Source organism: Rhodoglobus galactosidasius (genome assembly GCF_054957775.1).
In genome coordinates, this window is sequence record NZ_JBQIAV010000008.1 from 36,674 (window position 1) to 62,715 (window position 26,042).

General features: G+C 59.0%; 19 protein-coding genes. 5 read left to right on the top strand and 14 right to left on the bottom strand.

The features are described 5' to 3' along the window. Positions 1 to 102: 102 nt before the first annotated feature. The 9 genes from ACTJJW_RS11165 to ACTJJW_RS11205 form a co-directional block, all read right to left on the bottom strand. Positions 103 to 2,544, bottom strand: a complete 2,442-nt coding sequence (locus tag ACTJJW_RS11165; RefSeq protein WP_462644674.1) for an FHA domain-containing protein — start codon at positions 2,542 to 2,544, stop codon at positions 103 to 105. Between the two features lie 82 nt (positions 2,545 to 2,626). Continuing rightward, a complete protein-coding gene (locus ACTJJW_RS11170) occupies positions 2,627 to 4,918 on the bottom strand; it encodes a transglutaminase-like domain-containing protein (protein WP_462644676.1) in 2,292 nt (763 codons plus the stop codon). Further along, a complete protein-coding gene (locus ACTJJW_RS11175; RefSeq protein ID WP_462644678.1) occupies positions 4,915 to 6,348 on the bottom strand; it encodes a DUF58 domain-containing protein in 1,434 nt (477 codons plus the stop codon). Before ACTJJW_RS11175 ends, ACTJJW_RS11170 begins: the two co-directional genes overlap by 4 nt. After that, positions 6,345 to 7,316 (bottom strand): AAA family ATPase, encoded by a 972-nt coding sequence (locus ACTJJW_RS11180; RefSeq protein ID WP_462644680.1) that lies wholly within the window; start codon positions 7,314 to 7,316, stop codon positions 6,345 to 6,347. The genes ACTJJW_RS11175 and ACTJJW_RS11180 overlap by 4 nt, the downstream gene beginning before the upstream one ends. A gap of 9 nt (positions 7,317 to 7,325) precedes the next feature. Then, entirely contained in the window at positions 7,326 to 13,238 is a 5,913-nt protein-coding gene (locus ACTJJW_RS11185) for an Ig-like domain-containing protein (protein WP_462644682.1), read from the bottom strand. 18 nt (positions 13,239 to 13,256) lie between these two features. Next, on the bottom strand, positions 13,257 to 14,684 hold the full coding sequence (locus tag ACTJJW_RS11190) for a serine/threonine-protein kinase (RefSeq protein WP_462644684.1): 1,428 nt from the start codon (positions 14,682 to 14,684) through the stop codon (positions 13,257 to 13,259). A gap of 119 nt (positions 14,685 to 14,803) precedes the next feature. After that, on the bottom strand, positions 14,804 to 15,598 hold the full coding sequence (locus ACTJJW_RS11195; protein WP_462644686.1) for a PP2C family protein-serine/threonine phosphatase: 795 nt from the start codon (positions 15,596 to 15,598) through the stop codon (positions 14,804 to 14,806). A 19-nt stretch (positions 15,599 to 15,617) separates the two neighbouring features. After that, positions 15,618 to 16,133 (bottom strand): FHA domain-containing protein, encoded by a 516-nt coding sequence (locus ACTJJW_RS11200; RefSeq protein WP_462644687.1) that lies wholly within the window; start codon positions 16,131 to 16,133, stop codon positions 15,618 to 15,620. 43 nt (positions 16,134 to 16,176) lie between these two features. Continuing rightward, on the bottom strand, positions 16,177 to 17,613 hold the full coding sequence (locus ACTJJW_RS11205) for a gamma-aminobutyraldehyde dehydrogenase (protein ID WP_462644689.1): 1,437 nt from the start codon (positions 17,611 to 17,613) through the stop codon (positions 16,177 to 16,179). Positions 17,614 to 17,735: 122 nt separating this feature from the next. Here ACTJJW_RS11205 and ACTJJW_RS11210 point away from each other — a divergent pair, with 122 nt between their 5' ends. The 5 genes from ACTJJW_RS11210 (at position 17,736) to ACTJJW_RS11230 (ending at position 21,953) form a co-directional block, all read left to right on the top strand. Continuing rightward, the gene (locus ACTJJW_RS11210; protein ID WP_462644691.1) at positions 17,736 to 18,218 is read left to right on the top strand and encodes an Lrp/AsnC family transcriptional regulator; all 483 of its coding nucleotides are present in this window, start codon (positions 17,736 to 17,738) and stop codon (positions 18,216 to 18,218) included. Positions 18,219 to 18,275: 57 nt separating this feature from the next. Beyond that, positions 18,276 to 19,658: an aspartate aminotransferase family protein gene (locus ACTJJW_RS11215; RefSeq protein ID WP_462644693.1), complete on the top strand. Its 1,383-nt coding sequence runs from the start codon at positions 18,276 to 18,278 to the stop codon at positions 19,656 to 19,658. Between the two features lie 49 nt (positions 19,659 to 19,707). After that, positions 19,708 to 20,760 carry a hypothetical protein gene (locus tag ACTJJW_RS11220; protein ID WP_462644695.1) on the top strand — a complete coding sequence of 351 codons (1,053 nt, stop codon included), beginning with the start codon at positions 19,708 to 19,710 and terminating at the stop codon, positions 20,758 to 20,760. 93 nt (positions 20,761 to 20,853) lie between these two features. Continuing rightward, on the top strand, positions 20,854 to 21,366 hold the full coding sequence (locus ACTJJW_RS11225; RefSeq protein ID WP_462644697.1) for a methylated-DNA--[protein]-cysteine S-methyltransferase: 513 nt from the start codon (positions 20,854 to 20,856) through the stop codon (positions 21,364 to 21,366). Continuing rightward, positions 21,363 to 21,953, top strand: a complete 591-nt coding sequence (locus ACTJJW_RS11230; RefSeq protein WP_462644699.1) for a DNA-3-methyladenine glycosylase I — start codon at positions 21,363 to 21,365, stop codon at positions 21,951 to 21,953. Before ACTJJW_RS11225 ends, ACTJJW_RS11230 begins: the two co-directional genes overlap by 4 nt. Here ACTJJW_RS11230 and ACTJJW_RS11235 read toward each other — a convergent pair. The 5 genes from ACTJJW_RS11235 to ACTJJW_RS11255 are packed head-to-tail and all read right to left on the bottom strand — an operon-like array spanning position 21,950 to position 26,012. Next, complete coding sequence (locus ACTJJW_RS11235) at positions 21,950 to 22,705, bottom strand: YaaA family protein (RefSeq protein WP_462644701.1); 756 nt, start codon at positions 22,703 to 22,705, stop codon at positions 21,950 to 21,952. The genes ACTJJW_RS11230 and ACTJJW_RS11235 overlap by 4 nt on opposite strands. Continuing rightward, positions 22,702 to 23,223: a P-loop nucleotide/nucleoside kinase family protein gene (locus tag ACTJJW_RS11240; RefSeq protein ID WP_462644703.1), complete on the bottom strand. Its 522-nt coding sequence runs from the start codon at positions 23,221 to 23,223 to the stop codon at positions 22,702 to 22,704. The genes ACTJJW_RS11235 and ACTJJW_RS11240 overlap by 4 nt, the downstream gene beginning before the upstream one ends. Positions 23,224 to 23,230: 7 nt before the next feature. Further along, positions 23,231 to 23,491 (bottom strand): F0F1 ATP synthase subunit epsilon, encoded by a 261-nt coding sequence (locus ACTJJW_RS11245; protein WP_343925573.1) that lies wholly within the window; start codon positions 23,489 to 23,491, stop codon positions 23,231 to 23,233. Positions 23,492 to 23,493: 2 nt separating this feature from the next. Further along, the gene (gene atpD, locus ACTJJW_RS11250; protein ID WP_462644705.1) at positions 23,494 to 25,092 is read right to left on the bottom strand and encodes a F0F1 ATP synthase subunit beta; all 1,599 of its coding nucleotides are present in this window, start codon (positions 25,090 to 25,092) and stop codon (positions 23,494 to 23,496) included. A gap of 20 nt (positions 25,093 to 25,112) precedes the next feature. Then, on the bottom strand, positions 25,113 to 26,012 hold the full coding sequence (locus ACTJJW_RS11255) for a F0F1 ATP synthase subunit gamma (RefSeq protein ID WP_462644707.1): 900 nt from the start codon (positions 26,010 to 26,012) through the stop codon (positions 25,113 to 25,115). Positions 26,013 to 26,042 lie beyond the last annotated feature (30 nt).

Consider the following 26,042-nt stretch of genomic DNA (forward strand, 5'->3'; position numbering starts at 1 on the left):
GCAAGTGGCATCCAGAAACCGTGCTCACCGCTAGCGGTGGAAAGACTGCGTGTGCTGACAGCTGTGAGGGAGGCTTCGCCCTGACATTAGCTAGCGCTGAGGCTAGCTAACGATGAAGAACTGCTCGCCAACCTCGACGCGCGTGCCACGCATTACTCGGTAGCGCTTACCTGGCTCGCACCGTTTTGCTTCCCCGCCGGGCTCTCGCACAACAGTCCCGTTGCCTGAGAATCGGTCGCTAATCCAGAACGCACCCGCCATCTGACCAAACTCAAGGTGAGTTTTGGATACGGATTTACTGGGATCCGTAATCGGAACCAGAATGTCGAACTTCTCGGACGGCTCCGGAATCGGATTACGCCCTACGAGTCCTGTGCCCGTCACTATCACGCTGTCACCGGTGCTGAACTGCAGCACAAAACGCGTTCCAGAGACGCTTCGTTCCACGATCCGAGTGTCTTCGATATCTTCATCATCAGAAACAATCGGCAGCTCAACGCGGTGATGAGACATCGGTGGGGGTGCGAGAACCGAGAGATCTGGAGTCGCACCGGCCTCATCGCCAGTTGTCGGCGTGTGCACGTCGTCGGCGACAGCTTCGTCGTCGCTGTCGGTCGGGCAGGGCACAGCGCGGAGTCGCTCGAACTCAGCGACTGTCCCATCGCGATCATCTTGAGCGGCCGGGACCGGATCTGAGGCCTCGATCGAGTCGCTTGCACTGTCCGGAGTGGATGCCGACGCTGCGGTCAAACTCGAGGACTCGGTTTCAGGTTCAGGCTCAGTCGCGGGCTCACCGGCAACCGGAGTCCCAACGGCGTCGTCAGTGCCGCCGATCGCCGTAGCGCTATCCTGCTCGCCGTGTACGTCCGGTTCGGAGCTCTGATCGGGCTCGACGGGCTCAGGGTGCTCGGGGGTTACTGCATCGTCTTCCAGCACGGCGGAGTCTGCCTCGGGCGCTTCTTCGACGGTGCTGGCGCGCACGGTTGGCGTTCCCCACGGGAACGGGTCGAGTACGGGCGCGCTGACCGTGCGGGCGGTTGGCCCAACTCCGTGTTTAACGAACCCACAAGATCCGCAGAAGATATCGGACTCCGAGAGCGACGCATCACACTGCGCGCACACTGCGTCAGTCGACGTCGACACAGCCAAGGGTGCATGCGGAGCTGCATCAACACTCGCAGCAGCATCAGTTGTGTTCAGGGCATCAGCGTGTCTAGTCACGGCACCGCGCGGTTGAGCACCGAAACTTTCGGATACACGTGGCGCAGTTCCGCTCGGGGAAGCCGCCTCCGACTCTGGGTCACCTGCTGCCGTCGCGGGCGCGGGCTGGTCGCTCACACGCTCGGATGCCACAGGCGCGAATGCGGATGCCCTCAGCCTGCCTGCCGTCGTGAAGACCCGCTCGTCCCCGAGCGGGCGAACCGACTTAACCGGGGAACGTTCCTGGATGGGGGCGACCGCTTCGGTCCGGCCGACCTTGCTCAGATCTGGCTCAAATGGAGAGCGCGGGAGAGGCAAAGGCTCAACCAGAGGTTCGGGCTCAACGAGTGCTTCCGACTTGGGTTCCGGTGCGGGCTCGGGTTCCGGCTCGGAGTCGGACTCGGACTCGGACTCGGCTTCCGGCTCACGTTCGGATGGATCCCCCGCATCATCGTCGACCTCGGATGGGTCTTCAGCTTCCGTCGCGGTCGCCGCAGTATCCGCAAGAGCATGCTCGGCGGTTGTTGGCTCGTCCGCTGACGCAGCGCCTGAATTGGGCCAGGCAATCTCTTGAGGATTTGGCGCAGGAAGGTCGCGCCAACCTTCGTCCGTCACCGTGTTAGCTTCTCTGCGCACAGGCTGTTCCATGGCGGGTGCGTCAAGAGTAAGAGCCGCGGGGTTGGCTACCTCGTCATAGGGGCCGTCTTCGTCAAACGGCAAGACTTCATCGTACCGGCCGTCCTCGTCGTACGGGACGGTCTCCGTCTCCTCGCGAGTGCTGCTGGGGAAATCGCCGACGTCGTGGGCCCACAATTCATCAGCGCGCACCGAGTCCGATAACCCTACCGATGACTTTGCCGGTTCCACTGACTCTGCGGACTCCGCCACCCGAACCGACGGGCCGGTATCGCTGGCAGCTTGCGAAAGAACTAGCGGCTCGCCCAGCTGCAAAGCAGTCGGGGCGGATGCTGCGTGCACGGGCTCAGAGCTGTAACGAGCGTCGACGCCAGACACCGATGATTCGTGCGTTGCATCGAGAGCATCAGCGTCGATAGCGGTCGACACCTCGTCAGCACTGGACACAAGCCCATCATGCGCAGGAGGCGCTGCCGTCGCAGTGGGAATGACGTCAGCTGATGAGGTCAGAGTCGGGCTAGCTGCCTCGGTCGCCTGGGTGGTTTCGACAGCCTGGGTGGCTTCGGTGGGCTCGCTAGTTTCGGTCGGGCGACGGCGTCGCGCCTCCAGTAGAGCCGCAACCTGAGCCTTCTTTTCAGCGCGTTTTGACCGCGCAAACTGCGACCTGTTTGGGGCTGCGTTAGCATTCCGGCGGGCGCGTCGGGACATCGCTCGCCGCCCACACTCGGCACAGTAGACAGCATCGGCGGGCAGTTGCGTCGCGCAGAAAGAACAAATCACGGGTAGTCCTCTATCGCTTAAACAGACTTGAGACACTATAACCGCCGAGCGAGCGTAGTGATATTTTGGTTGTGAACCGCGCCCAACGCGTCAGTCCAGTGTGGAGCTGATTTTCGAGATCGGTAACGTTCGTCCAGAACGCATCTACCTCGTCTGACTTCGGATCAGCTCCGGAGAAAATTGCGCGGTCAGCGTGCACCGCAAGATCATGTGCCGCGGGTGCTTGCACAACCGCAGCGACTTCCGTTCGGGTTCCTGACGGTGGTGGCGAGTAGCCATGGTCAAGTAGTGAGTCTTCAAATTCTTGCCAGCCACCACTGATCTGCTCCACTGTGGAGTCGGCCCGTCGACGCAAGAGTCGTCGCCGCACTTTCGCTACGATGATCAACAAGAATGGTGCCGCAAGCACTATAAGCACGAGCAGGCTCCAACCGACGGCTCGCAGAACAGCGAGCACCGCCTGCAGGAAGGGGTCGAGGTCAGGCTGGAGGGCCTGCTCGCTATCCGGATTCGATTGCCGGTTGAGAGTGTCGGACTCAATCTCAGGAGGTTGCACGACCGTTTGTGGGCGCGCAACCTGTGCGGTGTCGTCGGGATCCTCATCCGGGATTTCGCGCAGCGGCGGGTTCGGGTCAAGAGCGACCCAGCCGTATTTTGCCGTATTGACTTCGATCCATGCGCTGACGTCATTGCCACGAATCTGCTGGTCAGAGGTAACAAATCCGAGCACGACTCGGCTGGGAAAACCAAGCCCGTTTGCCATGATGGATGCCGCAACCGCGTACTGCTCTCCATCGCCAATCATGCGTGGCTCCGTGAACAGCTCGGCCACACGATCCGCTGCGTGTCCGGATCTGCTTGCTGGTTCATCCACACCCACACCATGACTCACGTAGCCGTCGGCGGCGAGCCCAGCGAGCATTGCGGCAAGACGCTCCCCCGGTACCGTTATGCCGCGCACATATTGGTCTAACTTTTCGGTGAGTTCATCGGGCGACACACCGATGGGAGGCACCTCTGCGGTGCCGGGGGTGAGTGTCGAGATTTCTTCGGCGCTGGGCTGGACAGGAATTACGCCCTCGAAGGTGTAGCTATCGCCATTCCTGAGGCCATCTATCACGGCAGCGGTGCCTGAAACCTTGTTGTAGTAGAGAGAATCACGAAGCTCAGAGGCTCGCGCACCATCGAAATCGATCTCTTCGAATAGCCCGACTGTTGGCACCCAGACTTCCGAGTAGTCTGCGATCGTGATCGTCATTGCGACTGAAGTGCCGTCGACATCCGACTGGTCAAAGCGGGACGGAACGCGAGCAAATGATCCGGATGCACTGGTAACCCGACCGCTGCCTACTGCGTAAACGACGCCGTCGTAGCTATCAAGAGTTGCAAGCCTGACGTGGGTGCCCAGTGGAATGCCGGAGACTTCGAACAGCACCGAATTCGCTGTGCTTGGCTGCCAGTAGCGCCTAAACCCAGAGAGCGGGCTCACATAATCGCGCGGATCAAAGGGCTCAACAATGGCGGTGCGCAAAACTGAGCGGTCATTCTTCGGCGGCAGTGCGCTCGCGACGCCTACTGCAACGCTTGCAGCTATCACCAAGATGACAATCGCACTAATCACTGTGCGCGCCCCAGCAAAACCGAACTCTCGTTTGCGTCTGGCGACACCATCCGTATCCATTGCCGCCTCGAGAGCGTTGACAGTGTCACGTCGGCGTCGCCACCGAAACCACACCAGAGTGAGCGCAACAACAACCAACAGCGCAATCGCTAGGGTTATTGGCCGGTCAGGGTAGGTGGGCCCAAACGCCACTGCCGCCAGGAACACAACGACCGGCGGAATCACCGATAATTCAGGAACCCTCGTGCGAAATGCGGTGCCGAGAGAGATAATCGTCGCAGTCAGGACCAGAACTAGGGCGGGCACGAGCAACGCCTGATAACTGCCCACCGGTAGCGAAATCGTGAGAAGTTGCTTCCAACCGAGAGCGATGCCGAACACCAGATCGATAAATCCCGTCACTGTGGGCAGCACCGAGTACTGAGTCTCGGACGGCACCGCAATCGGCACTCCGATTACAAGAAAAACAAGGAACGTGGCCAGCGCAGTCGTAACAAACGACCACTTTCTCCACAGTGAAACTATCGCTACGAGAGAACCAGCAATCATGCTCACCGCAATGAGGGTGATCAGCGCGGAGCTGCGATAGATCGGCCAGAGTGCTGCCGATGCAAGCGCGATTGCCAGCCAGAGAAGTGCTCCGGTAACAACGACAAATGAACGCGAGACTGTGCGAGTCATACTGCCGCCGATCGCGCGAGCGCCCGCTTGAGATCCTCAAGGTAGCCAATCGTCAGCACGCTCAATCCGGCAACACGGCGCAACCCAGGAACCGTTTCTTGGTCGCACACAATCGCGACAACTTCCACGTTTGCAGCAAACTTCGTCGACGCGGCACGCAGCTGCTGCGAGGTAACCGGAGAACCGCATATAAGGAATGCGACAGACACCTCATTTGTCTGCTCGGAGGTGACGCGCGCAACATCCACAAGTCGCAGCGCCGTTTCAGCACTCTGCACCCGCGTGAGGTCATCGAGCAGTCGCGTGCCTGTCAGCGTCGACAACGCGCGCACGGCAAAAATTTTGCGCTTAGCAAACTGCGGGGTTTGCTCGCTCGCGACGATGGTCACGGTGCGGGCATCACGAATAGCTTGGGCGCCAAGAGATCCCGCAACGCTCACGGCCATCTCGAACTCGTATTCGCTCGCGTAGTCGGCGGTTGCCAAACTCAGCGCGATCACGAGGTGGCTGCGCCGAGTTTCTTCGAACTGGCGCACCATGTACCGGCCGGTTCGGGCGGTAGTTTTCCAGTGGATGTTGCGCCGTTCGTCCCCCGGGAGATACTCGCGCAGGGCGTGAAAAGAGATGTCGTTGTTGGCGAGATCCTTTGTCGGGTTTCCCTCAAGGTCTCGAATAAGTCCGGTGCTGACACTCGGGATGCTGATGGTGCGCGGGTGAACAAAAACTTCTGTGGACTCAGTCCACACAAGTTCGCGACGCACGAGCCCCACCGGGTCAGCACGCACAGTGCGCACAGGGCCAACAGAAATGACCCCGCGGCGATGTGTCGGGATGGGAAATTCATGGGCTGCAGAACCGCCCCGCCGAATGCTCGGAAGCACCGCCTCGGCAAAGGTCTCTGCAATTGGTATTTCGGCGACGACTCCAAGACTGCGGCGTTTGCCGGAGTTGATTCCACGTACCTCGCCACTGGTTGCTTCACCGACGACTACACGCTGGCGATCCACGTGAAGACTGATCGCTAGCGGACTGCGACCGAAGAGAAAAATTGCTGCCATGAGCGCGACTGCGATACAGGCATAGCCGACGACAATGAGCTCCATCCAGGCAATCGCATAGCCGGCGATCAGAGTTGTCGGAATCAGCGCGAGAACGATCCAGCCCAGCGGTGTCATAACGGACGTGATGCGCTCTGCGTAGCGAGCAACGGTACTGCGTGCGAGCCCCACAAAGCGCACGACGCTAACGATCAGGTCGGCAAGAAATCCGGTACGGTAGCCAACAATTCGGGTGCGAGCGTTATCGAGGCCGCGGATGCTTGTCGGAAAGCCGGCCTCTGAGCGCGCTCGTTCGCCGCTCGGATCCTGGCGCTCCGGTGCGGGTTGTCGAGGCGGCTCTCGTTTAGCCGGGCGCTCGAGAAACGAACTCACACGGCTTGCCGTTCTGTGGGCGGAGGATTCTCAATCAGAATCTGGGCGATCACACTCGACGCGGTTACCCCTTCGAACTCAGCCTCGGCATCGATCACGAGGCGGTGTGCAAGAACAGGCTCAGCGAGCGCCTTGACGTCGTCGGGCACAACATAGTGTCGACCGTTGGATGCTGCCAGAGTCTTGGCTGCACGCATGAGGGCCAAGGCTCCACGAACACTCACTCCCAGCCGAACTTCAGTAGCACTTCGAGTTGCTTCGACCAATCGGCTGACATAGTCACTGATCGTGGGGTCCACGTGCACGGTGCGCGCGAGCTGGGCCATTTCTACAACGAGCTCTGCGCTGACCACTGGGTCGATCTTCACCGAGTGCGCCGCTACTCCTGCACCATCAAGAATGCGCAGTGTGGATGCACGATCCGGGTAGCCGATGGATGCCTTCATGAGAAAGCGATCCAACTGCGCTTCGGGCAGACGGTAGGTTCCGGCTTGCTCGATCGGGTTTTGGGTGGCGATCACTATGAAGGGCGCGCCAACAGGGTGGGAGATGCCGTCGACAGTAACTTGCCCTTCTTCCATTACTTCAAGCAGCGCGGCCTGAGTTTTGGGGCTTGCGCGGTTGATCTCATCGGCAAGCACAATGTTGGCAAAAATCGGTCCGGGGTGAAATTCGAACTCGTTGTCGCGCTGGTCGAAGATGCTTACACCAGTGATGTCGCCCGGCAGCAGGTCGGGCGTGAACTGGATGCGGTTCGTCGTTCCTGAGACGCTTTGCGCGATCGCGCGAGCGAACGAAGTCTTGCCCGTTCCCGGGTAGTCCTCGAGCAGCAGGTGGCCTTCGCTCAGCAGCGCGGTGAAGCCCAGGCGCACCACGAAGGTTTTACCGAGCAGTATTTGCTCGACGTTGGTCACGAGCCTGTTGAAGCTTTCCGCGAACCATGCGGCTTCATCGGGAGTCATGGTCATAGCGCACCTCTAGTCATAATCGAATCCGTTATACGTTCGGTCATAGGTTTGGCCGCCGTTGGCGATGACGCGTACTACGAGTGTCGGGTTCGCCTTTAGAGCAACGTCAGCGTGGCAGCTGCCGCCTGGCGTGCTGGGGTCGGCTGTCTGCCAGGGTCCCAGAGTCGCACCGCCGCAGCGGTAGTGCACTGCCTCGTAGGTTCCTGCTGGCCAGTCGAGCCACTCGAAGGTTCCGCTCTCGTTGAGGACGTCGCCGTCTGAAGTGAAGGCGAGGCTCGCAACCGAGGGGTTCACTGGAACGCCGAGTGGGAACGGCACTGACCAATCGGGCTGGCAGATGGGGGCAGATCCGTAGCTCCGGCACGCACGCACTTCGACTGAAATGTACTTTCCATACTGTTGGCCACCATCGGCGGTCAAGAAGGAACCAAGCGCAACGGGACCGAAGATCGTTCCGGGAACGCTGCCTCCGCTTAACCGGTAGTAGAGCGTGTAGTCGCTAGTAAGTCGGTCGCTGCCCATCCTTCCGCCGTTGACAGTGAAGTCGAACCGGTTGCCATTGGGCACGGGGCCCGCCGTATTGAGCGCGGTCACGACGGCGGGCGGGGTATGCGCGATGACGGTGGGCGATGCGGTGCAGCCCTGGCCGTTGTTTGCGAACACGAGCATTGAGTATGTGCGGTTCGGTGACAGCCCATTAAACGTCGTGGATGTCCCGCTTCCGACCGCGGAGAGTGCTGCACCATGACTGGTGATCGAGCCGTTCGCGGCACAGGTTGGTGCGGTACCGGTGTAAGCCGCGGCGGTGTAAGCAGTGACGGGTCGGCCGTTTTCGGTGAACGCTCCCGCCCAGGTAAGAGTGACCGTGCTGTCGTTGACGGCACTCGCCACTGGCGCGGCAAGCGCAATCGGCGGGCCAGCGGGGATTGCACTGCGGGGCTCGCTGGTGTTCCAGACAGATAGCGCGGTGTAGGCCGCGTTGCGGGGGCTCACCGTGTAGGTGATTGCCACACCGTTGTCGAGCACCCACGTGGATAGGGTGTCCCAGGTGCAGCTGGAACCGTCGCACGGAGTTAGACCAAGCGAGGTCTCGAATCCACCAACAACAACGCGATAGCGGTCGACCGGAGAACCACCAGATGGTGTTGGAACAGCATTCCATGTCAGTCGCAGACCGTGGTCGAGAGGAGTTGCGCTTAGTGCGGTCGGGGCAACAGGGATGATGTCTGACCAGACCGAGTCTGCCAGCGTTACGGGGTCAGATTCCCCGATCGCGTTGACGGCAACAACCGTCACCTTAACCGCGTTTGCTGGGCCGTTTCCTGTTGTAGCGAGCGCACACGTTGTGCCTGCACACTCAGTCGTGTTGCCGACGGCAGCGCCCGTCTTTGTGGTTACTTGATACGACGTAATTGCAGAGTTGTTGGCTGGCCCCGCGTTCCAGCGCATCATGATCGTTTTGTCGCCAAAGCCGCTTGGTCCGAGATTGGAAACCGGATCGGGTCGGTCCTGAACCGAGACGAGGACCGTGCCCCACACATAGCGAGTTGCATCATTAGTGGCGTCAGCGACCCGATACTGAAGGTTCACGTCGCCGGGCACCGCTTCCGCGGAAACGGTGACGGTCAGCGTGCTGTTGTCGCTGCTCGGCACGATCGAGAGCCCGGCGGGGATTGCTCCTCCACCGAGTCCGCGAATGTCGATCACGCGCAACGGTGCGCCAGGGAAAGGATTAGTTGATGCGTCGTTTGCGAGCACATCAACGACAGTTATCTGCCCGCGCTTGGCGATCGCGAGATCGGCGGCAGGGCTGGCAAGCGGCCGTGTCGAGGGAACCACGTTCAGTTCGATTCGTCCCGACTTGCCCTCAGAGAGATCATCTCGAACGCCGAGCGAAATCGAGGTTCGCGCTCCCTTGAACGCACTGTTGTTGGCACGAAGAGTCAACACCGGGCCGTCGAGTGAGTACGTGAAGCCTCCAGGCAAGGGGCTCAGCACTGAATAAGCGAGCTCGTCGAGATCATCAGGGTACGGATAGTTGGTCAGCTTAAGGAGATCAATCTCCTTCTCTTGGCCCGGCTCAAAGTCAATGACCGCGCCACCGAATACAGGGGCTTGGTTGTCACGAGGAAGTACATCAATCGGCAGCACGAGAATTGCTGTTCGACCTTGGGGATCCGTCGCCGAAGCACCATCAGTGACCTCAAACGAGATGGATGCTGGCCCGAAGTACTTTTCGGCCGAGGTATACACCAGAGTGTCTTCGTCGCGCACGAGGTCAGAGCCATCACTGTGGGTGGCCAGCACTGTGCTGGAGTCGGTGAGCCGAACCGGCTTTTCTCCGACCGCAATGATGTAGTCGTTGAGATCGATAACAAGAGTGCTCTCGCTATTGACGCTCAATTTCTGGGCGCGACGATCGATTTGTGGCAAAGCGTCGTTGTAGCCGGGCACTTTAATGAAGGCATAGCTGAATGCGGTGGGATCGACCGGATTAGTGACACGGAATGGGATGATCTGGCCCGCATCCTCGACCGAGACCTCTATCTTCTTGTCAGAGGTTACTCGCGCGACATCGCCGAACCCCGAATAGATCGCAAGCGAGAGTGTGCGCGGGTCGCCATCCGCAAAGAAAACATCACCAAGGACATCGACAGTTACGCGGTTGCGGTCAAGCACATCAGACAGCGTGAGCACACTATCCGTCGCGACCGGGTAGGCGGGCTTCGCCTCGGGATCGACTGTTACGCGGATGAAGTTCTGGCTCGAACCACCCGTTTCGTTTTCAATCACGTAAATGATTCCGTAGTCACCGGGGGCAGCCGGCGGAGTCACCTTGACAACATCACCGTCGATCTCGGCGATAGTGATGGGATCGTTCGGCTCAACCGACACGACTGACAGTGGGCTTCCGTCAGGGTCAGAGTCATTGGCGAGCACCTGAACCGACACGGTAATGCCCGGCTTCACCGTGACCTCGTCAATGATCGCAACCGGATTTCGGGCACCATCGATTCGAGGGCTGATGCCGATATTGATTTTACCGTTCGCTCGCGCACCCAAAGAATCGATCAGCGTGTAGCTAAAGGTGTCTGTTCCGGCCGAGTACTCTCCGGCCTGATAGACGAAGGTGTTGGAGTCAACTTCAATGACCGCACCCTTGCTGGGGTTAGTTGCTTGCCCAAGCAGTTGCACCGAGTCACCATCGGGGTCTGCTGATGTCAACGGGATCTGCACTCGAACGGTGTCCCCCGCGAGCACACGAGCAGTAACCGTTGGCGGCACCGGCGGGTTATTGCTTGCTGGGTCGAGTTCACGCACCGCGATACGCACGATCGCAGTTGCTGACTGACCGTCGGGGCCGGCAACTTGATACGCCGCAGTGAAGTTTCCGGTGCGGTCTGGCGCTAGGTAGCGCAGCACCTCGCCTGAGGCGAATAACAGGCCAGAGTCATCGGGCAAATCCTGAGCCAGCTTGGGCACAAGCGTCAACTCAAGCCCATCGGGGTGCTCGTCGTTGTGAAGCACCCGGATGTCGACTGCTTGGCCCACGCGAACCGTCACCGAATCATCGTTGGCGATGGGCGCTTGCAGCCGGGACGGCGCCGGAATTTCGACGACCGTAATCACGCCAACCGCATCCGCAAGCCCATTGCTGATGCGGTAGTTGAAGCTCACGGGCCCATCGTCGAGCGGAGCTTCGAGACTCACGCGAACGAGTCGCTGTTCCAAGATTTCGGCGCGCACACCAGAACTAGAGGGGAGGTTCATGATTTCGGTGACGAGCAGGACTCCACCGGCCGGGTCTACGTCAGTTCCGGCGACATCGATTCGTTCGTTCTGAAGCGTCTTTACAAAGATCGTTTTAGGCACCGTAATCGGTGACGTGTTCGCGTCTGGTGGTGCAACGACGTCGATGCGCACGAGTGCCGTGAAGGTCAGGTTGCCATCCGTGACAACGTATTCGAGATTGTGGCTGCGAGTCTCATTACTCTCAAAGCGGAAGGTTCCGGTCTCATAACTGGGCAAGACTTGCGCGCCAGTCTTCGCAGGAACGCTGTTGAGGCGAATGTTGCCATTGCCACCCCGAACATGGGCGAGCGGCGAGACAGTGACTTCTTTGCCCGCATAGGCGAGCACAACGAAGGGATCGGCCTCGATCGGAACCTCCCCTGGCGGTTTGACTGAAACCGAGATGCTCCCCGAACTTTCGGCGTCGCCATCAGAGACCACCAGCGTGACAATTTTGAGTTCGCCACCCGCGCCAGAATCGGAGAACACGACGTCGCCGCCCGGCTTATAGCTCACGGCGTCTGGCACGGCTACTGAGGCGCTTGTCAGATAGAACGGATCACCGTCGGGGTCAACCCAGTCGCCGAGAATCTGTTCAGTAACGCGGCCACTTGTTTGCACAGTGAACTTCGTGGCACGCACCTGCTGTGGTGGAGAGTTTTCAGAATCCGCGCGAATCTCTACGACCACGTTTGCGGTGGCGGTGCCTCCACGACCATCGCTGACTGTGTAGCCAAAACTAATTTGACCACTTGCTCCCGGTTCGAGCGTGAGCTGAATCTGTTGACGTTCGTTAATGCGGTCAATGCGGCCGATACCGGCACTAATAGTTGGCAACGCTTCGACGACAAGAACGTCACCGTTCGCGTCGTAGTCATTCAACAGAACGGGAAGAACCGTTGCGCGCCCTGGCCTGGCCCCGAAGACGTCATCGACTGCAACGGGCGGCTGCTGCACTTTGTCGACCTCAGGCTCAAGGTCGAGAAGGTTTTGTTCGACTTCAGGTTCTTCCTCATCAGTAGTGATGAGTTGGTTCCAGTTGTTGATCAATTCGCCGTTGCTCTGTACTGCCCAGGTGCGGCCAGTGAGCCGGTCGTTGAGCACCGCACGCGTACCGTTGGCGGAATACGAAAGCTGCGCATTGGCCTCCATCTCAGCCAATTGCAGCATCACACCATCGCCAGCATCAGTAGGACAGCGTCGCCAGTTCTCGCCACTTGTCCACGCGGCAAATTCGCAATCGCCGATCCGAAGCGGAGCCGCTGCCAATCCCGACTGGCCGGTGGACAAACCCACCGCTGCCGCACCGCTCAGCGGAACGCTCAACACGCCATCGCTATAGCTGACGAGCACACGCTCTCCCCCAGCGGACGGGAGTTGGAGCACTGGGCCATTGCCGCCGTCGATAAGGCCGGTGAGGTCAACAGTTCTGCCGTCCATGTACAGCAGTTGAGCATCCGCATCGAGGATCGCCCACTGGCCTGCTGCCGACGTGATGCTGAGTTCGGCCGTGGTGTCGAGATCGAGGGTGACGCTTGACTCGGCAGTGTCAGAGAGCGCCGCGTTTACCCGGAAAAGCTGACTCGTCGATGGGGAGAACGCGAATAACAGTCCGTTCTCGTCGACGCTCACAATGGCGTCGGCGCCGAGACTCAGCGACGCGGCCGACTCGGCATCAAAGTTAAGAAAATCGTCGTACGAGCGGATCCAAACCTCGCCCGTGCCGTGTTCGAGCACAACAACGTTGTCGGCCGCAAAGTAAACCTCAGGTTGGTTGGGCGGCAGCGCGACGCTCTCCGCGACCTCCGACAGCGCGGGGTCGACAACATCGATCACGCTCTCTAAACGATCGAACAGCAAGACATTCTCGCCGTGCTGAACAACTTCGAGGTCAGCACTTTGAGCGCTCACCACAGAGTTAATTTCGAGCACTTCCGTGCTTGCACGGCCAATTGCCTGCTGTTGGTTGTTCGCAACCCACACTGCGCCGTCTGCAAGATCAACGCGCTGAGCCGTGTACCCCGTCGACACAACTGCGACCGTCACTATCAGTGCGACGATCGCCGAGATACTCACCGCGCCAACAACAGTCGAACGACGCGCCCCACGCCACCCCTTAGCCACAGCCACGACCAGAGTTACCTATCGTCATGGCAGCACCGCACACTTCTGAGCGCTCGATGGTCCCGATTTGCCGTCGCGCGTGACCGTCACCGAAATGCACACGTTCTCGCCTGATTCCGCGTCGACCACGAAATTGGGTTCACGTTGCTGCACCGGCGGTTGCCCATCAGTCGTGGTGATCTGGTACGAATCTGCCGCTTCGAGTCCCGGGTCGGCCCACGAGAATTCCACGACATCGCTAGACACCGTGGCCCCAATGTCGCTAACCGTGGGGATTCCGCTTGACCGTGATTGCAATTGCGCGAAAGTCACCGTCGCTCCTAGAACCACAATGAGGGCGGCGAGCACTACACCCACCCAGGCGACTACCTGCATACTGTTGCCACGACGAAGCGGGTTCGAGCCCGTCTTTTGCCGTGCCGCCTTGCCTTCGACAGCCTCGCTATCGAAGGAGCCAAAGCTGTCGTCGATCGCGGCCGAACGACGACGCTTGCGCCGTTGGGCGGATGAAACTGGCAACGCTTGGCCTGGTCGCACACGCGTACGATCTTCGAGTTCTGCAACCGTGGCGAGAGCCCAATCATCCATCGCAACTTCAATGGGAGTTTGCGATAGACCGAGCTCAGATTCCACGGCCTGAAGTTCGTGCACCAACTCCAAGACGCTGCCCTGACGCGATTCCGGCTTGCGCGACATCGCGCGCGTCAGCGCACGATCCAAGCTTTCCGGCACATCACCACGGCCCGTGGAGCGAGGCTTCGCGCGGTTGATTCGTGAAATCAGGTCAGTTGATTTGTTCGACTCTCCCGGCACCTCAAACGGTGATCGGCCGGCTAGGAGCGAATACACGGTCGCGGCATACGACCACAGTTCGGATTCGATCGTGCCCGCGGTCTCATCCATCAAAACTTCGGGGGCAGACCACGGAATGGACATACCAACCGCTTCAAGATTCTCGGACTCGCTAAGAGTCGCCGCGATACCAAAGTCAGACAGCACCGGATGTCCGTAGGCGGTTGTCAAAATGTTCGAGGGCTTGATGTCGCGGTGCAGTACTCCTGCGCGGTGGGCAGTCTCAATCGCACTGCCGATCTTGATGGCGATGCGCAGCACCTCTGGCACGGGCAGGCGCTCTGCTCGGTAACGCTGGCTGAGGGTTGAGGAACAGAGTTCCATCACCAAATAGGGTCGTCCGTCTGATGACACGCTCGCCTGATAGACCGTGAGAATCGACGGATGTGCGCTCAGCTGCGCCATAAGATTTGCCTCAGCCTGGAACATCTGCCGAACCTGATCGTTGACGACCTCGCTCAACATGACCTTAACGGCTACCTGCCGCCGTGGCATGTTCTGCTCATAAAGAAAGACGTCGGCAAAGCCTCCGGAACCGAGAACGTGAACGTGTGAAAAGCCCGGGAGTGCAGGGGGATCAGAGGGCAGTCTTCGAGCCACAGCACACCCCCAACATGTCGACGAGTTCGACCATTCTAAGTGAGCAATTAGCTCAATATTCGGATTCTCCCCCTTGTCTGGGGCCAGATTGTCTGTCCTCAGTATGGAGGACCTACCGCTTAGTCCACTGTAGGTACTTCTAGTACATCGACGATGATCGCTGTGATGTTGTCGCGACCACCACTATCGAGTGCAGAATCGATCAAGGTCGAAACCGTCTCGGAGGGGTCACGACGTTCGGCCAGCTGCCGCGAGAGTTCCCCCTCGGGCACCTCCCGAGTGAGCCCATCCGAACAAATCAGCAACCGTTGCCCGCGGTGAATCGGCACCATCCAAAAATCTGGAGAAGGTGCCGCGTTAAATCCGATGGCGCGCGTGATGATGTTGGCATCAGGATGATCGTCTGCTTCGTCACGGGAGATGAGTCCCGCATCCACGAGGTCTTGCACCACAGAGTGGTCACGGGTGATCTGGGTAAGAGTGTCGTCCTCAAACGAATACACCCGGCTATCGCCAACGTTGAAGACCGCAAAGCTCGCCGATTCGTGGTGTTCGGTGATTACGGCGCCTGTCACTGTGGTGCCGACTCCGAGTTCGCTGTCTTGGGCGATCAAGCCGATGTAGTCCGTCGCGCGCTCGAGAGCACGTTCAACAGCACGAGCAGGCAAAAAGTCTCCCGTGATGGCATCGTCGAGTCGTTCTACGACTGCGGCACTGGCGAGATCACCCGCAGAGTGGCCGCCCATACCGTCAGCGACGGCAAACATGGGGAGTCGAGCGACATAACTATCCTCATTTGCGGCACGCCGATGGCCGGTGTGGGTGTCTGCAGCCCAAGCAAATGTAAATGTCTGGTCTTCTCGCCCCGGCAGTGCGATGGTGTGGCCTGAGTTGTTGCCGCCGATTTCGGTCACGGCTACCTTCCTGCGCGATTTACTCCAGACGCCGCCGTGGCAGAATCCGAATAATGTTTCCGTCTCCAATATCCACTAGCGTGCCGGCAGATACGACTACCGACTCACCCTGCCGGAGTTTTCTCGCAGCATTGCCCGGTACGTGAACAACCGAACCATTGGTAGATCGAAGATCTGTCACGATAACCGAAGAACCGAGCTGACGTATTTCAATGTGGGTTTCGGAGACCTCTCGGTTCGGTGAATTTACTGCAATAAGCCTTGGTCCCGCTCCTCGAACAATGCGGGGCGGGCGAGGGTCGCGCCCAAAGACACAGGGGTGTTCAAGGTTGTGTTCGCCAGCGGCGCCATCCAATTGCACCCGGTAATGCAGCGCTGAGGTCTGGCTGCGAGCAGGGGCGGGGCACGCTAACGGCTGCACTATTGCCTGCGGTTTTCTCGACGTGAGAATAATCGTGTCATCCAGGTCAGGCTCAGTCGGCTGCACGCTGGGGCGTTGGCCCGCGGTAATCGTGTCGTCGAAGTCTTGCTTCACGCCGCAAGTTTAGGCTCGTTTGACGGTTTCTCGAGGGAACACGTCACGCTTGTCCGATAAAACTCATCACGTGCTTAATCCGGGTGTAGTCCTCAAAACCGTAGCTTGAGAGGTCTTTCCCATAGCCAGAGTGCTTGAAACCGCCGTGGGGCATCTCGGCAACGATCGGGATGTGTGTGTTGATCCACACGCATCCGAAGTCCAAATACTTGGCGAAGCGCATAGCGCGGGCATGATCTCGGGTCCACACGCTTGAGGCGAGTCCATAGTCCACCCCGTTTGCCCACTCGAGCGCCTGCTTCTCGTCACTGAACTTCTGCACGGTGATTACCGGTCCAAAGATCTCGTTCTGCACCGCCGAGTCATTCTGCTGAAGCCCCGAGATGATGGTCGCCTCATAGAAGTAACCCCGCTGGCCCTGACGTTGGCCGCCCAGTTCAACCTGCGCGTGCGATGGGAGTTCCTCAACAACGCGCGAAACCTGTGCAAGCTGGTTGGCATTGTTCACGGCGCCGAAGTACACGTCGTCGTCTGGCGCACCGGTCTTTGCATTCTCCCGAGTCCAGCTCACCAGTTCGGCGACGAATTCGTCATGCACGTCCGCATGTACGATCACGCGCGTTGCTGCCGTGCAGTCCTGACCAGCATTGAAGTACCCGGCCGCACCGATCCCCGCAACAGCTGCGGCGATGTCCGCATCGTTGAATACCACCACCGGCGCCTTGCCTCCGAGTTCCAAATGAACCCGCTTGAGATCGACGGATGCCGCCTTGGCAACTTCCATACCGGCACGTACTGAGCCGGTGATCGACACCATCTGCGGTGTCTTGTGGTCGATCATGAGTCCACCAGTCGTTCGATCTCCTGTGAGCACATTGAATACACCAGCGGGCAGGAATTCGGCGGCGACTTCTGCGAACAGCAGCGTTGACGAGGGGGTCGTATCACTCGGCTTGAGTACTGTCGTATTTCCCGCGGCGATCGCCGGCGCAACCTTCCACACCGCCATATTGAGCGGGTAGTTCCAGGGTGCAACCTGACCGATGACGCCGATCGGTTCCCGACGTATCGACGAGGTGTGGTCTTTCATGTACTCGCCAGAGGCCATCCCCGAAAGGTGGCGGGCCTCCCCAGCGAAGAATCTAATCTGGTCGACTGACAACAGAATCTCATCGGCCACCAGACTCGCGCGAGGCTTGCCGGTATCTTTCGATTCCAGATCGGCAAACTCTTCTGCGCGGGCCTCCATCGCGTCAGCGATCCGGAACAGGGCGAGCTGACGTTCTGCCGGAGTGGTCTCGCCCCAGGTCTCGAACGCTGTCGCAGCGGCACCATAGGCATCGTCCACATCAGCCGATGAGGACACCGGTGATGCTGCGTAGCTCTCCTCAGTAGCAGGATCGACCACATCGAAGCTGTTCTCGGTGCGTGCGGCAACGTATTCGCCGTTGATAAAGTTTCGGATCTCAGAAGCGCTCATGCCACCAAGATACCGACCACGCGGTCAAAAATCCACCGCTGAACTGACGGTTTCCGCTGCGAAATCACTATTTTGATACGGAATCGCTTGCAGAAGGCCGATTCAGCTGATAAATTCGCCCCATGAGCACCTCCTCGCGCAGTTCCGCAGTCAAGCCTGCACATATCGATGACGTCTCAAAAGCGATCATCGAACAACTGCAAAACGACGGACGCCGTTCCTACGCCGAAATCGGCAAGGCGGTCGGGCTCAGCGAAGCAGCGGTCCGGCAACGCGTTCAAAAGCTTACAGACTCCGGTGTCATGCAAGTTGTCGCCGTCACCGACCCCATGCAGTTGGGCTTCTTTCGGCAAGCCATGATCGGCATCCAAGTGTCGGGAGACACCGCCGCAGTCGCTGAACAAATCGGCAAGCTACCCTCAGTCGACTATCTCGTACTCACAGCCGGCAGCTTCGACCTTCTCGTTGAGGTTGTGTGTGAGAACGACGATGACCTCATCGATCTCCTCAACCGTGACATTCGCGGCATCGAAGGCGTTCGCTCCACAGAGACCTTCGTGTACCTCCGCCTCCACAAGCAGTTCTATAACTGGGGCACGCGCTAAGCGGCCCCCTAACCAACCCCCAAGAACCCCTTAACCAACCCCAAGAAAGTGTCTGCCATGCCAGAGTTCGACGAAGCCGATCTGCAGCAAAAAGCAAAAGATCACCTGTGGATGCACTTCTCTCGCCAGTCGGTGATGGAAGACGGCCACGGCGTGCCCATTATTGTTCGCGGCGAAGGCCACCACATCTATGACAGCAAAGGCAAGAAGTACTTCGATGGCCTGAGCGGACTTTTCGTCGTCAATGCCGGTCACGGCCGCAAACGCCTGGCCGAAGTTGCAGCTAAGCAGGCAGAAGAGCTCGCCTTCTTCCCACTCTGGTCGTATGCGCATCCAAAAGCCATCGAACTGGCTGACCGTTTGGCCAACTACGCGCCGGGTGACCTCAACCGAGTGTTCTTCTCGACCGGCGGTGGCGAAGCTGTTGAAACGGCATTCAAGCTGGCCAAACAGTATTGGAAGCTGCAGGGGCGCCACACCAAGCACAAGGTCATCTCGCGAGCAGTGGCCTACCACGGCACGCCTCAGGGGGCCCTCACGATCACGGGCATCCCTGGCATGAAAGAGATGTTTGAGCCGCTGGTTCCTGGCGGTTTTCGCGTGCCAAACACGAACTACTACCGCGCAGAAGAAATGGGCTTTCACGGCACCGAAGAAGAGTTCGGACTGTGGGCAGCAAACCGCATCGAGGAGATGATCCTCTTCGAAGGCCCCGAGACTGTTGCTGCGGTGTTCCTAGAGCCAGTGCAGAACTCGGGTGGATGCTTCCCGCCGCCGCCCGGCTACTTCCAGCGCGTGCGCGAAATTTGCGACCAGTACGACGTCTTGCTTGTGAGCGACGAAGTGATTTGTGCGTTCGGTCGCCTCGGCCACATGTTCGCGTGTGATGCCTACGACTACATTCCCGACATGATCACGTGCGCCAAGGGAATGACAAGCGGTTACTCCCCCATTGGCGCGACGATCGTTTCTGACCGTGTCTATGAGCCCTTCAAGCACGGCGCCACGACGTTCTATCACGGGTACACCTTTGGTGGGCATCCGGTATCGGCGGCTGTCGCGCTCGAGAATCTCGACATCTTCGAAGAAGAGAAGATCAACGAGCACGTGCTGGAGAACTCACCGAAGTTCCGCGCAGCACTTGAGCGCTTGCTTGACCTGCCGATCGTGGGCGATGTTCGCGGCGATGGCTACTTCTTCGGTATTGAGCTGGTCAAAGATAAGGCGACGAAGGAGACTTTCAGCGAGGATGAATCCGAGCGCCTACTTCGTGGCTTCCTCTCCAAGGCTCTCTACGATGCGGGACTGTACTGTCGTGCGGATGATCGGGGCGATCCTGTGATTCAACTGGCACCGCCATTGACGATCGGCCCGGCCGAGTTCGACGAGATAGAATCGATCCTGCGTTCGGTGCTAACCGAAGCATGGAGCCGCCTCTAGAACCGCAGCAGGTTCGCCCTCTTACCCGCGGCTCAGTTAGAGTTGTTTCGTGAGTACTGAGGATAATTCGCCGATATTGCGCGGGCGCGATCGCCGATCCCCCATGACGGCGTCGCGCGCAATTGGGATTGCGTTTGCGCTCTTGCTCAACGTCGCCGTAATTTTTTCCGGAGTCTGGGCTCTCACCAACCAACAGCGCATCGCTGATCAGTTCACTGTGTGGCAATTCGAGCCATCAGCGAGCCTGCAGCAGTATGTCACCGAGTCGGACATGTCTGACGAGGGTACGTTCTTGTTCTACGCAAGCCAGCCAACGATTCAGTCGAACCCCACCTTCAACAGCACGTGCTCAAACGTCGAAGAAGACTTCGGCGTGCTCGGTTGCTATTTCCCCAGCGAAAAGTCAATCTACCTCTTTGACGTGACGGATGATCGTCTCGCCGGCATCGAGCAGGTCGTCGCCGCACACGAAATGTTGCACGCCGCGTGGGATCGCACCTCCGCTGACGAACGGGCGCGACTGACTCTGCTATTAGAAGCCGAGGCTACACGTATGAAGGATGATCCAGAGTTTGCAACGACGCTGGAGTTCTATGCGAAAACTGAGCCCGGCGAGCGCTCCAACGAACTGCACTCGATTATTGGAACTGAATTCTCAGACCTCAGCCCTGAGCTTGAAGAGCACTACGCCGAATACTTCACTGACCGTGCCGTGGTGGTAACCCTGCACGAGAAGTCCAACGCCGTATTCACCGCGCAGCAGGACGCCAGCAAGAAACTCGTCAAGGAGCTTGATGCCCTGCGCGCCAGCATCGATGAGGACTACGACGCCTACAACTCGGGCTACGAGCGACTCAACCGCGACATCAATGATTTCAACGCCCGCTCATTGGATGGCGATTTTAGTTCGCAAGAGCAGGCCGATAACGAGCGGGCTTCCCTGATCGACCGTCAGAACTCGTTGAACTCGCTGTACGACGTCATCGAAGCGAATGATGCAAGCTACAAGGAGATCGTGAAACAGCTTGAGGCGCTCAACGCCACCATCAGCGAACTCAACAAGAGCATCAACATCGAGCCGCGCAACGACGAGAAACTCTAGGACTTGTCCTCAACACACGCCCGCTGACATCCCAGCGTCGCGATGTCCGAAAATAGCCAGCGGCGCATCTAGAGTCAGGATTACGCTCGAATCATGCAATCAGGTAACACACTCCAGGATGAGTCCCCCTATCTGCGCCGTCTGCCCTCTCCGATCGGGCGCATCGAGCTGACCAGTGATGGCGAAAGCCTCACCGGGCTCGCCATCGAAAGCACGGGCACGCTACCTCGTGAGCACGAAGACGAGCACACGTGCGCGGTACTCGACGATGCTGCTCGACAGCTCACCGAGTACTTCTCCGGAAAACGGCGATCATTCGAGTTGCCGCTCTCAGCAGCGGGCACCGAGTTTCAACGTTCTGTGTGGCACGAACTCAATCAGCTGCCGTTTGGTTCGGCTGTATCGTATGCCGATATCGGTCGCGCTACCGGTCGCCCGACTGCGGGCCGAGCAGTGGGAGGCGCCGTTGGTGCGAACCCGATCCCGATCATCGTGCCGTGCCACCGCGTGCTCGCATCGAACCAGCGCATCACCGGTTACAGCGGTGGTGACGGCATCCCTACTAAAATCTGGCTGCTCGACCACGAAGGAATCACTCACCGATGAGTGATCGTGCGTCAATTCTCGTCGGCCCAGATGGCCGTGGCCGCTGCGGCTGGGTCGGTGACGACGAACTTTATCGCCAGTATCACGACGAAGAGTGGGGCTCTCCCCTGCGCGGCGACCACAAGCTGTTTGAAAAGATCATGCTCGAAGCCTTTCAAGCCGGGCTTTCCTGGATCACTATTCTGCGGCGACGCGAGGGGTTGCGCGACGCGTTCGACCAGTTCGATCCGGCCGCGATTGCGAACTACACCGATTCAGACGTGGCTCGCCTGCTCAGCGATCCCCGAATCATCCGCAATCGGCTCAAAGTCGCAGCGGCGATCACGAATGCGCAGGCAACGCTAGAACTAACGCGCGAGGCGCCAGGCGCACTAGACGCGTTGCTGTGGCAATTCGCTCCCCCGCCTCGCGCACAGCGATTGGTGTCGTTGGCTGATTTGCCTGCGGTGACCGCCGAGTCGACAGCGATGAGTAACGCACTCAAGGCGAGCGGATTCCGGTTCGTCGGACCGACAACAATGTATGCACTCATGCAGTCTGCTGGCATGGTCGACGACCACGTCGATGGATGCTGGCGCGCGGTTTAGACGCCGGCGTTAGGCACTACGAGATCGAGTTCGCCGGGCGCACCGTGCTCGAGCCGGAATCCAGCACCTCGTGACCACGCCATAAGTGACTCGACTGTTAAGTGTGTGATCCCGGCGCTGATGAGTGCGCGCGAAAAGATGCCTTTCGACTTCTTGTTGAAGTGACTCAGCGCGACGCGCTTTCCATCCGGGCCCTCGGTGACGATTCGAAGATAAACGCTGTTTGGTGAGGCTGCACCCAATTGTGCGTACGCTTCGGAACGAAGATCCAACTGCAATCCCTCAACCGCGCTTAGGGTCTCGGTGACCGACTTGCGCCAATGCGACTTGAGGGTCAGCCCAGGAAGGCGCGAATTGTGCGAAAGCCGGTAGGCCGGAATCTGGTCGCCTGCCCCCACGGGCCCGAAGAGCGCCGAGTGCACAACCACCGTTGTGTGGGCAAACAAACGCTCCGTTGGCGTCATGCTTGGCGCATCGAGTCCGTCAAAGAGAACGCCCGTGTAGCGTTCGAGCACGGGCATGACCGGCGCAGATTCGAAGGTGCGGTTTCGCTCTACTTCAAACTGCTGTTTGACGCTGAGCCCGAGAGCACGCCGTGCGACGTCGGCGTCGCCGGTGAGCTCGGTGAGCTGTGCGGCAACAGCCTGACGTTGCTCGGTCAGCGCAGGAAATGACAGTCGCGACCAGTCAAGCGTCGAGCCTTGGTCTCCCCCGTCACGTTTCGTTTCAGAGGGAGGAAGGAGAACGATCACGCGTCAAGAAAGGCGATAGCGCGTTCGACGTTGACGCCAATCGCCCCGGCTGAGTCGAGCGTGATGCGCGCGACAGCGCCGCTTGCCCCAGTCCAGGGAGCGTACTCGTCCAAATTGTGCTCGACTGCGTTGCGCGCAACCGCACTAGACTGCTCACGTTTTGCGGCGCGCTCGACAAGTCGAGTTTTGTGTTCTTCTCTGTCGGAGCACACGATTTCGATAAACCGGACGCCTGATCCTGTGCGCTCGGCGAGGTTCACCCACTGTTCGCGGGCCGGGTCCACAGCATTCACGGCATCGATAATGATGTCCCGATCGTGCATGAGCACCGACTCAGCGAGCGTTTCTGCCACCAGATAGGCGGCGAGACCTGTCGGTTGCCCCCCGCTGATTCCCGCTTTCAGGATGGCGGTCTCGATCTGATCAACCGATAACACGGTAATCTTGCGCCGGGCACCGACGACCTCTGCGAGAGTCGACTTTCCGGCGCCCGGCAACCCGGCCATTGCAATTAGCATGAAAAAATTAGACCAGCTCTGCGGAGCTTGCCACGACTGTTACCGTGTTGTTCTCCACCGAGAGGAATCCGTTGTCTGCGTTCGCGGTGATCTGAGAACCATCGGCGGCAGTGACGCGAACCTCACCCTTTGCCAGAATCGCAAGAAGCGGTTCGTGGCCGGGCAGGATTCCGATTTCACCTTCGGTGGTTCGCGCAATGAGCTGGCTCGCCTCTCCCGACCAGAGTTCCTGGTCGGCAGAGACGACGCTCACCTTGAGAACGGCCATTATTAGGAGTTCTCTTTCTGGATCTTTGCCCACTGCTCTTCGACATCGTTGATGCCACCGACGTTGAAGAACGCCTGCTCAGCAACGTGGTCGAACTCGCCCTTGACGATCGCGTCGAACGACTCGATGGTTTCCTTGAGCGAAACAGTCGATCCTTCAACACCGGTGAACTTCTTCGCCATGTACGTGTTCTGCGAGAGGAACTGCTGGATGCGGCGTGCGCGCGAAACGGTAATCTTGTCCTCTTCAGAGAGCTCGTCAACACCGAGGATCGCGATGATCTCCTGGAGTTCCTTGTTCTTCTGCAGAATCTTCTTCACGTCGGTAGCAACACGGTAGTGGTCATCACCTAGGTAACGGGGGTCGAGAATACGACTCGTCGAGGTGAGCGGGTCAACGGCAGGGTACAAACCCTTCGATGCGATTTCACGGCTGAGCTCAGTCGTGGCGTCGAGGTGGGCGAAGGTAGTTGCCGGAGCCGGGTCAGTGTAGTCATCGGCAGGAACGTAAATCGCCTGAAGCGACGTAATCGAGTGACCACGCGTCGAGGTGATGCGCTCCTGAAGGATACCCATCTCATCAGCGAGGTTGGGCTGGTAGCCCACGGCCGAAGGCATACGGCCCAGAAGGGTCGATACTTCGGAACCTGCCTGTGTAAAGCGGAAGATGTTGTCAATGAACAACAGAACGTCTTGCTTCTGAACGTCACGGAAGTACTCAGCCATGGTGAGAGCCGAGAGCGCAACGCGAAGACGTGTCCCAGGCGGCTCATCCATCTGTCCGAAAACTAGGGCGGTCTTTTCGAAGACGCCGGCTTCATCCATTTCAGCGATGAGGTCGTTACCTTCACGGGTACGCTCACCAACACCGGCGAATACGGAAACTCCACCGTGGTCCTGCGCTACACGCTGGATCATTTCCTGGATCAGGACGGTCTTACCAACACCGGCACCACCGAACAGACCAATCTTTCCACCCTGAACGTAGGGCGTAAGGAGGTCTATGACCTTGATGCCGGTTTCGAAGAGTTCAGTCTTCGATTCGAGCTGGTCGAATGCTGGTGGCTTGCGGTGGATTGGCCAGCGCTCAGTGATCTCGACGGTTTCGCCGTTGACCTTGCCGTCTTCATCCGCGTTGAGGATCTCGCCGGTAACGCTGAATACCTTGCCCTTAGTGACGTCACCAACGGGGACCGTGATCTGCGAGCCGGAGTCGCGAACCTCTTGGCCACGAACGAGTCCGTCAGTGGGCTTGAGCGCGATGGCACGAACTACGTCGTCGCCGAGGTGCTGTGCGACTTCAAGCGTAATTTCGGAGGTCACGCCACCGATGGTGACGTTGGTCTTGAGCGCGTTGTAGATTCCGGGGATCGAATCGTGCGGAAACTCGACGTCCACAACGGGGCCGGTTACGCGCGAAATGCGACCAATGCCGGCAACAGTCGCAGCAACAACCGTCTTGGCTGCGGCCTTCTTGGCTGGTGTTTTTTTGGCTGGTGCTTTTTTGGCTGGTGCTTTTGTAGCTGCTGCCTTTGTGGTTGCTGCCTTTGTGGTTGCTGCCTTTGCAGCGGGGGCCTTCTTGGCCGGGGCTTTTTCAGTCATGGCTTCCCTATCTATGGTTCTTACTTAGCCGAGCTGAGGGCGTCCGCGCCGCCCACGATCTCGGAAATCTGCTGGGTAATCTCCGACTGACGCGCGTTGTTTGCCAAGCGCGTGTAGTCATTGATGAGCTTGTCTGCGTTGTCGCTTGCAGACTTCATTGCCTTCTGCGTCGCAGCGTGCTTGGCAGCAGCAGACTGAAGCATGGCGTTGAAGATGCGGCTCTCGATGTACACAGGTAGCAAAGCGTCGAGCACCTTGTCTACCTCTGGTTCGAATTCGTAGAGGGGAAGCACGTCATTTTCGTCGGGTGCTTCAACACCTTCAACGATCTCCAATGGGAGAAGACGAACAACCTCGGGAACTTGCAACAGCATGCTCACCAAGCGGTTGTAGACAATGTGGATCTCGTCTACTCCGCCTTCGCTTGCCGGCTGCAAGAACTTGCTCACGACGGCGTCGCCGATTTCCTTCGCAATTTCGAAAGCGGGCGAATCTGTTCCGCCGGTCCAAATTTGCTCAGCATCACGCTTGCGGAAGGCGAAATATGCTGCGGCCTTGCGACCAACGAGGTAGTAAACGACCTCTTTGCCTTCGCCTTCAAGCCGAGCTGCGAGTTCGCCAGCTTCGCGAAGAACGTTCGTGTTGAACGCTCCCGCGAGTCCTCGGTCACTCGAAAAGATGACTACCGCTGCGCGGTCGACTGTCTCCGGCTCAGTTGTCAGCACGTGATCGACGTTCGAGAAAGTCGCCACCGCCGAGACGGCGCGCGTGACCGCACGTGAGTACGGACCCGATGCAGCAACCCGCTGTTTCGCCTTTTGAATGCGCGACGCGGAGATCAGCTCCATCGCGCGTGTGATCTTCTTGGTCGTCTTGGCAGAACTAATTTTCTGCCGGTAGACCCGAAGTTGCGCTCCCATGGCTTTCTAACTTTCTATGTCGTGTTGGTC

Coding starts and splice junctions, on each gene's coding strand:
- ACTJJW_RS11165 (WP_462644674.1), bottom strand. CDS start 2,544: ATGTCCCGACGCGCCCGCCGGAATGCTAACGCAGCCCCAAACAGGTCG.
- ACTJJW_RS11170 (WP_462644676.1), bottom strand. CDS start 4,918: ATGACTCGCACAGTCTCGCGTTCATTTGTCGTTGTTACCGGAGCACTT.
- ACTJJW_RS11180 (WP_462644680.1), bottom strand. CDS start 7,316: ATGACCATGACTCCCGATGAAGCCGCATGGTTCGCGGAAAGCTTCAAC.
- ACTJJW_RS11205 (WP_462644689.1), bottom strand. CDS start 17,613: ATGAGCGCTTCTGAGATCCGAAACTTTATCAACGGCGAATACGTTGCC.
- ACTJJW_RS11210 (WP_462644691.1), top strand. CDS start 17,736: ATGAGCACCTCCTCGCGCAGTTCCGCAGTCAAGCCTGCACATATCGAT.
- ACTJJW_RS11215 (WP_462644693.1), top strand. CDS start 18,276: ATGCCAGAGTTCGACGAAGCCGATCTGCAGCAAAAAGCAAAAGATCAC.
- ACTJJW_RS11225 (WP_462644697.1), top strand. CDS start 20,854: ATGCAATCAGGTAACACACTCCAGGATGAGTCCCCCTATCTGCGCCGT.
- ACTJJW_RS11230 (WP_462644699.1), top strand. CDS start 21,363: ATGAGTGATCGTGCGTCAATTCTCGTCGGCCCAGATGGCCGTGGCCGC.
- ACTJJW_RS11240 (WP_462644703.1), bottom strand. CDS start 23,223: ATGCTAATTGCAATGGCCGGGTTGCCGGGCGCCGGAAAGTCGACTCTC.
- ACTJJW_RS11245 (WP_343925573.1), bottom strand. CDS start 23,491: ATGGCCGTTCTCAAGGTGAGCGTCGTCTCTGCCGACCAGGAACTCTGG.
- atpD (WP_462644705.1), bottom strand. CDS start 25,092: ATGACTGAAAAAGCCCCGGCCAAGAAGGCCCCCGCTGCAAAGGCAGCA.
- ACTJJW_RS11255 (WP_462644707.1), bottom strand. CDS start 26,012: ATGGGAGCGCAACTTCGGGTCTACCGGCAGAAAATTAGTTCTGCCAAG.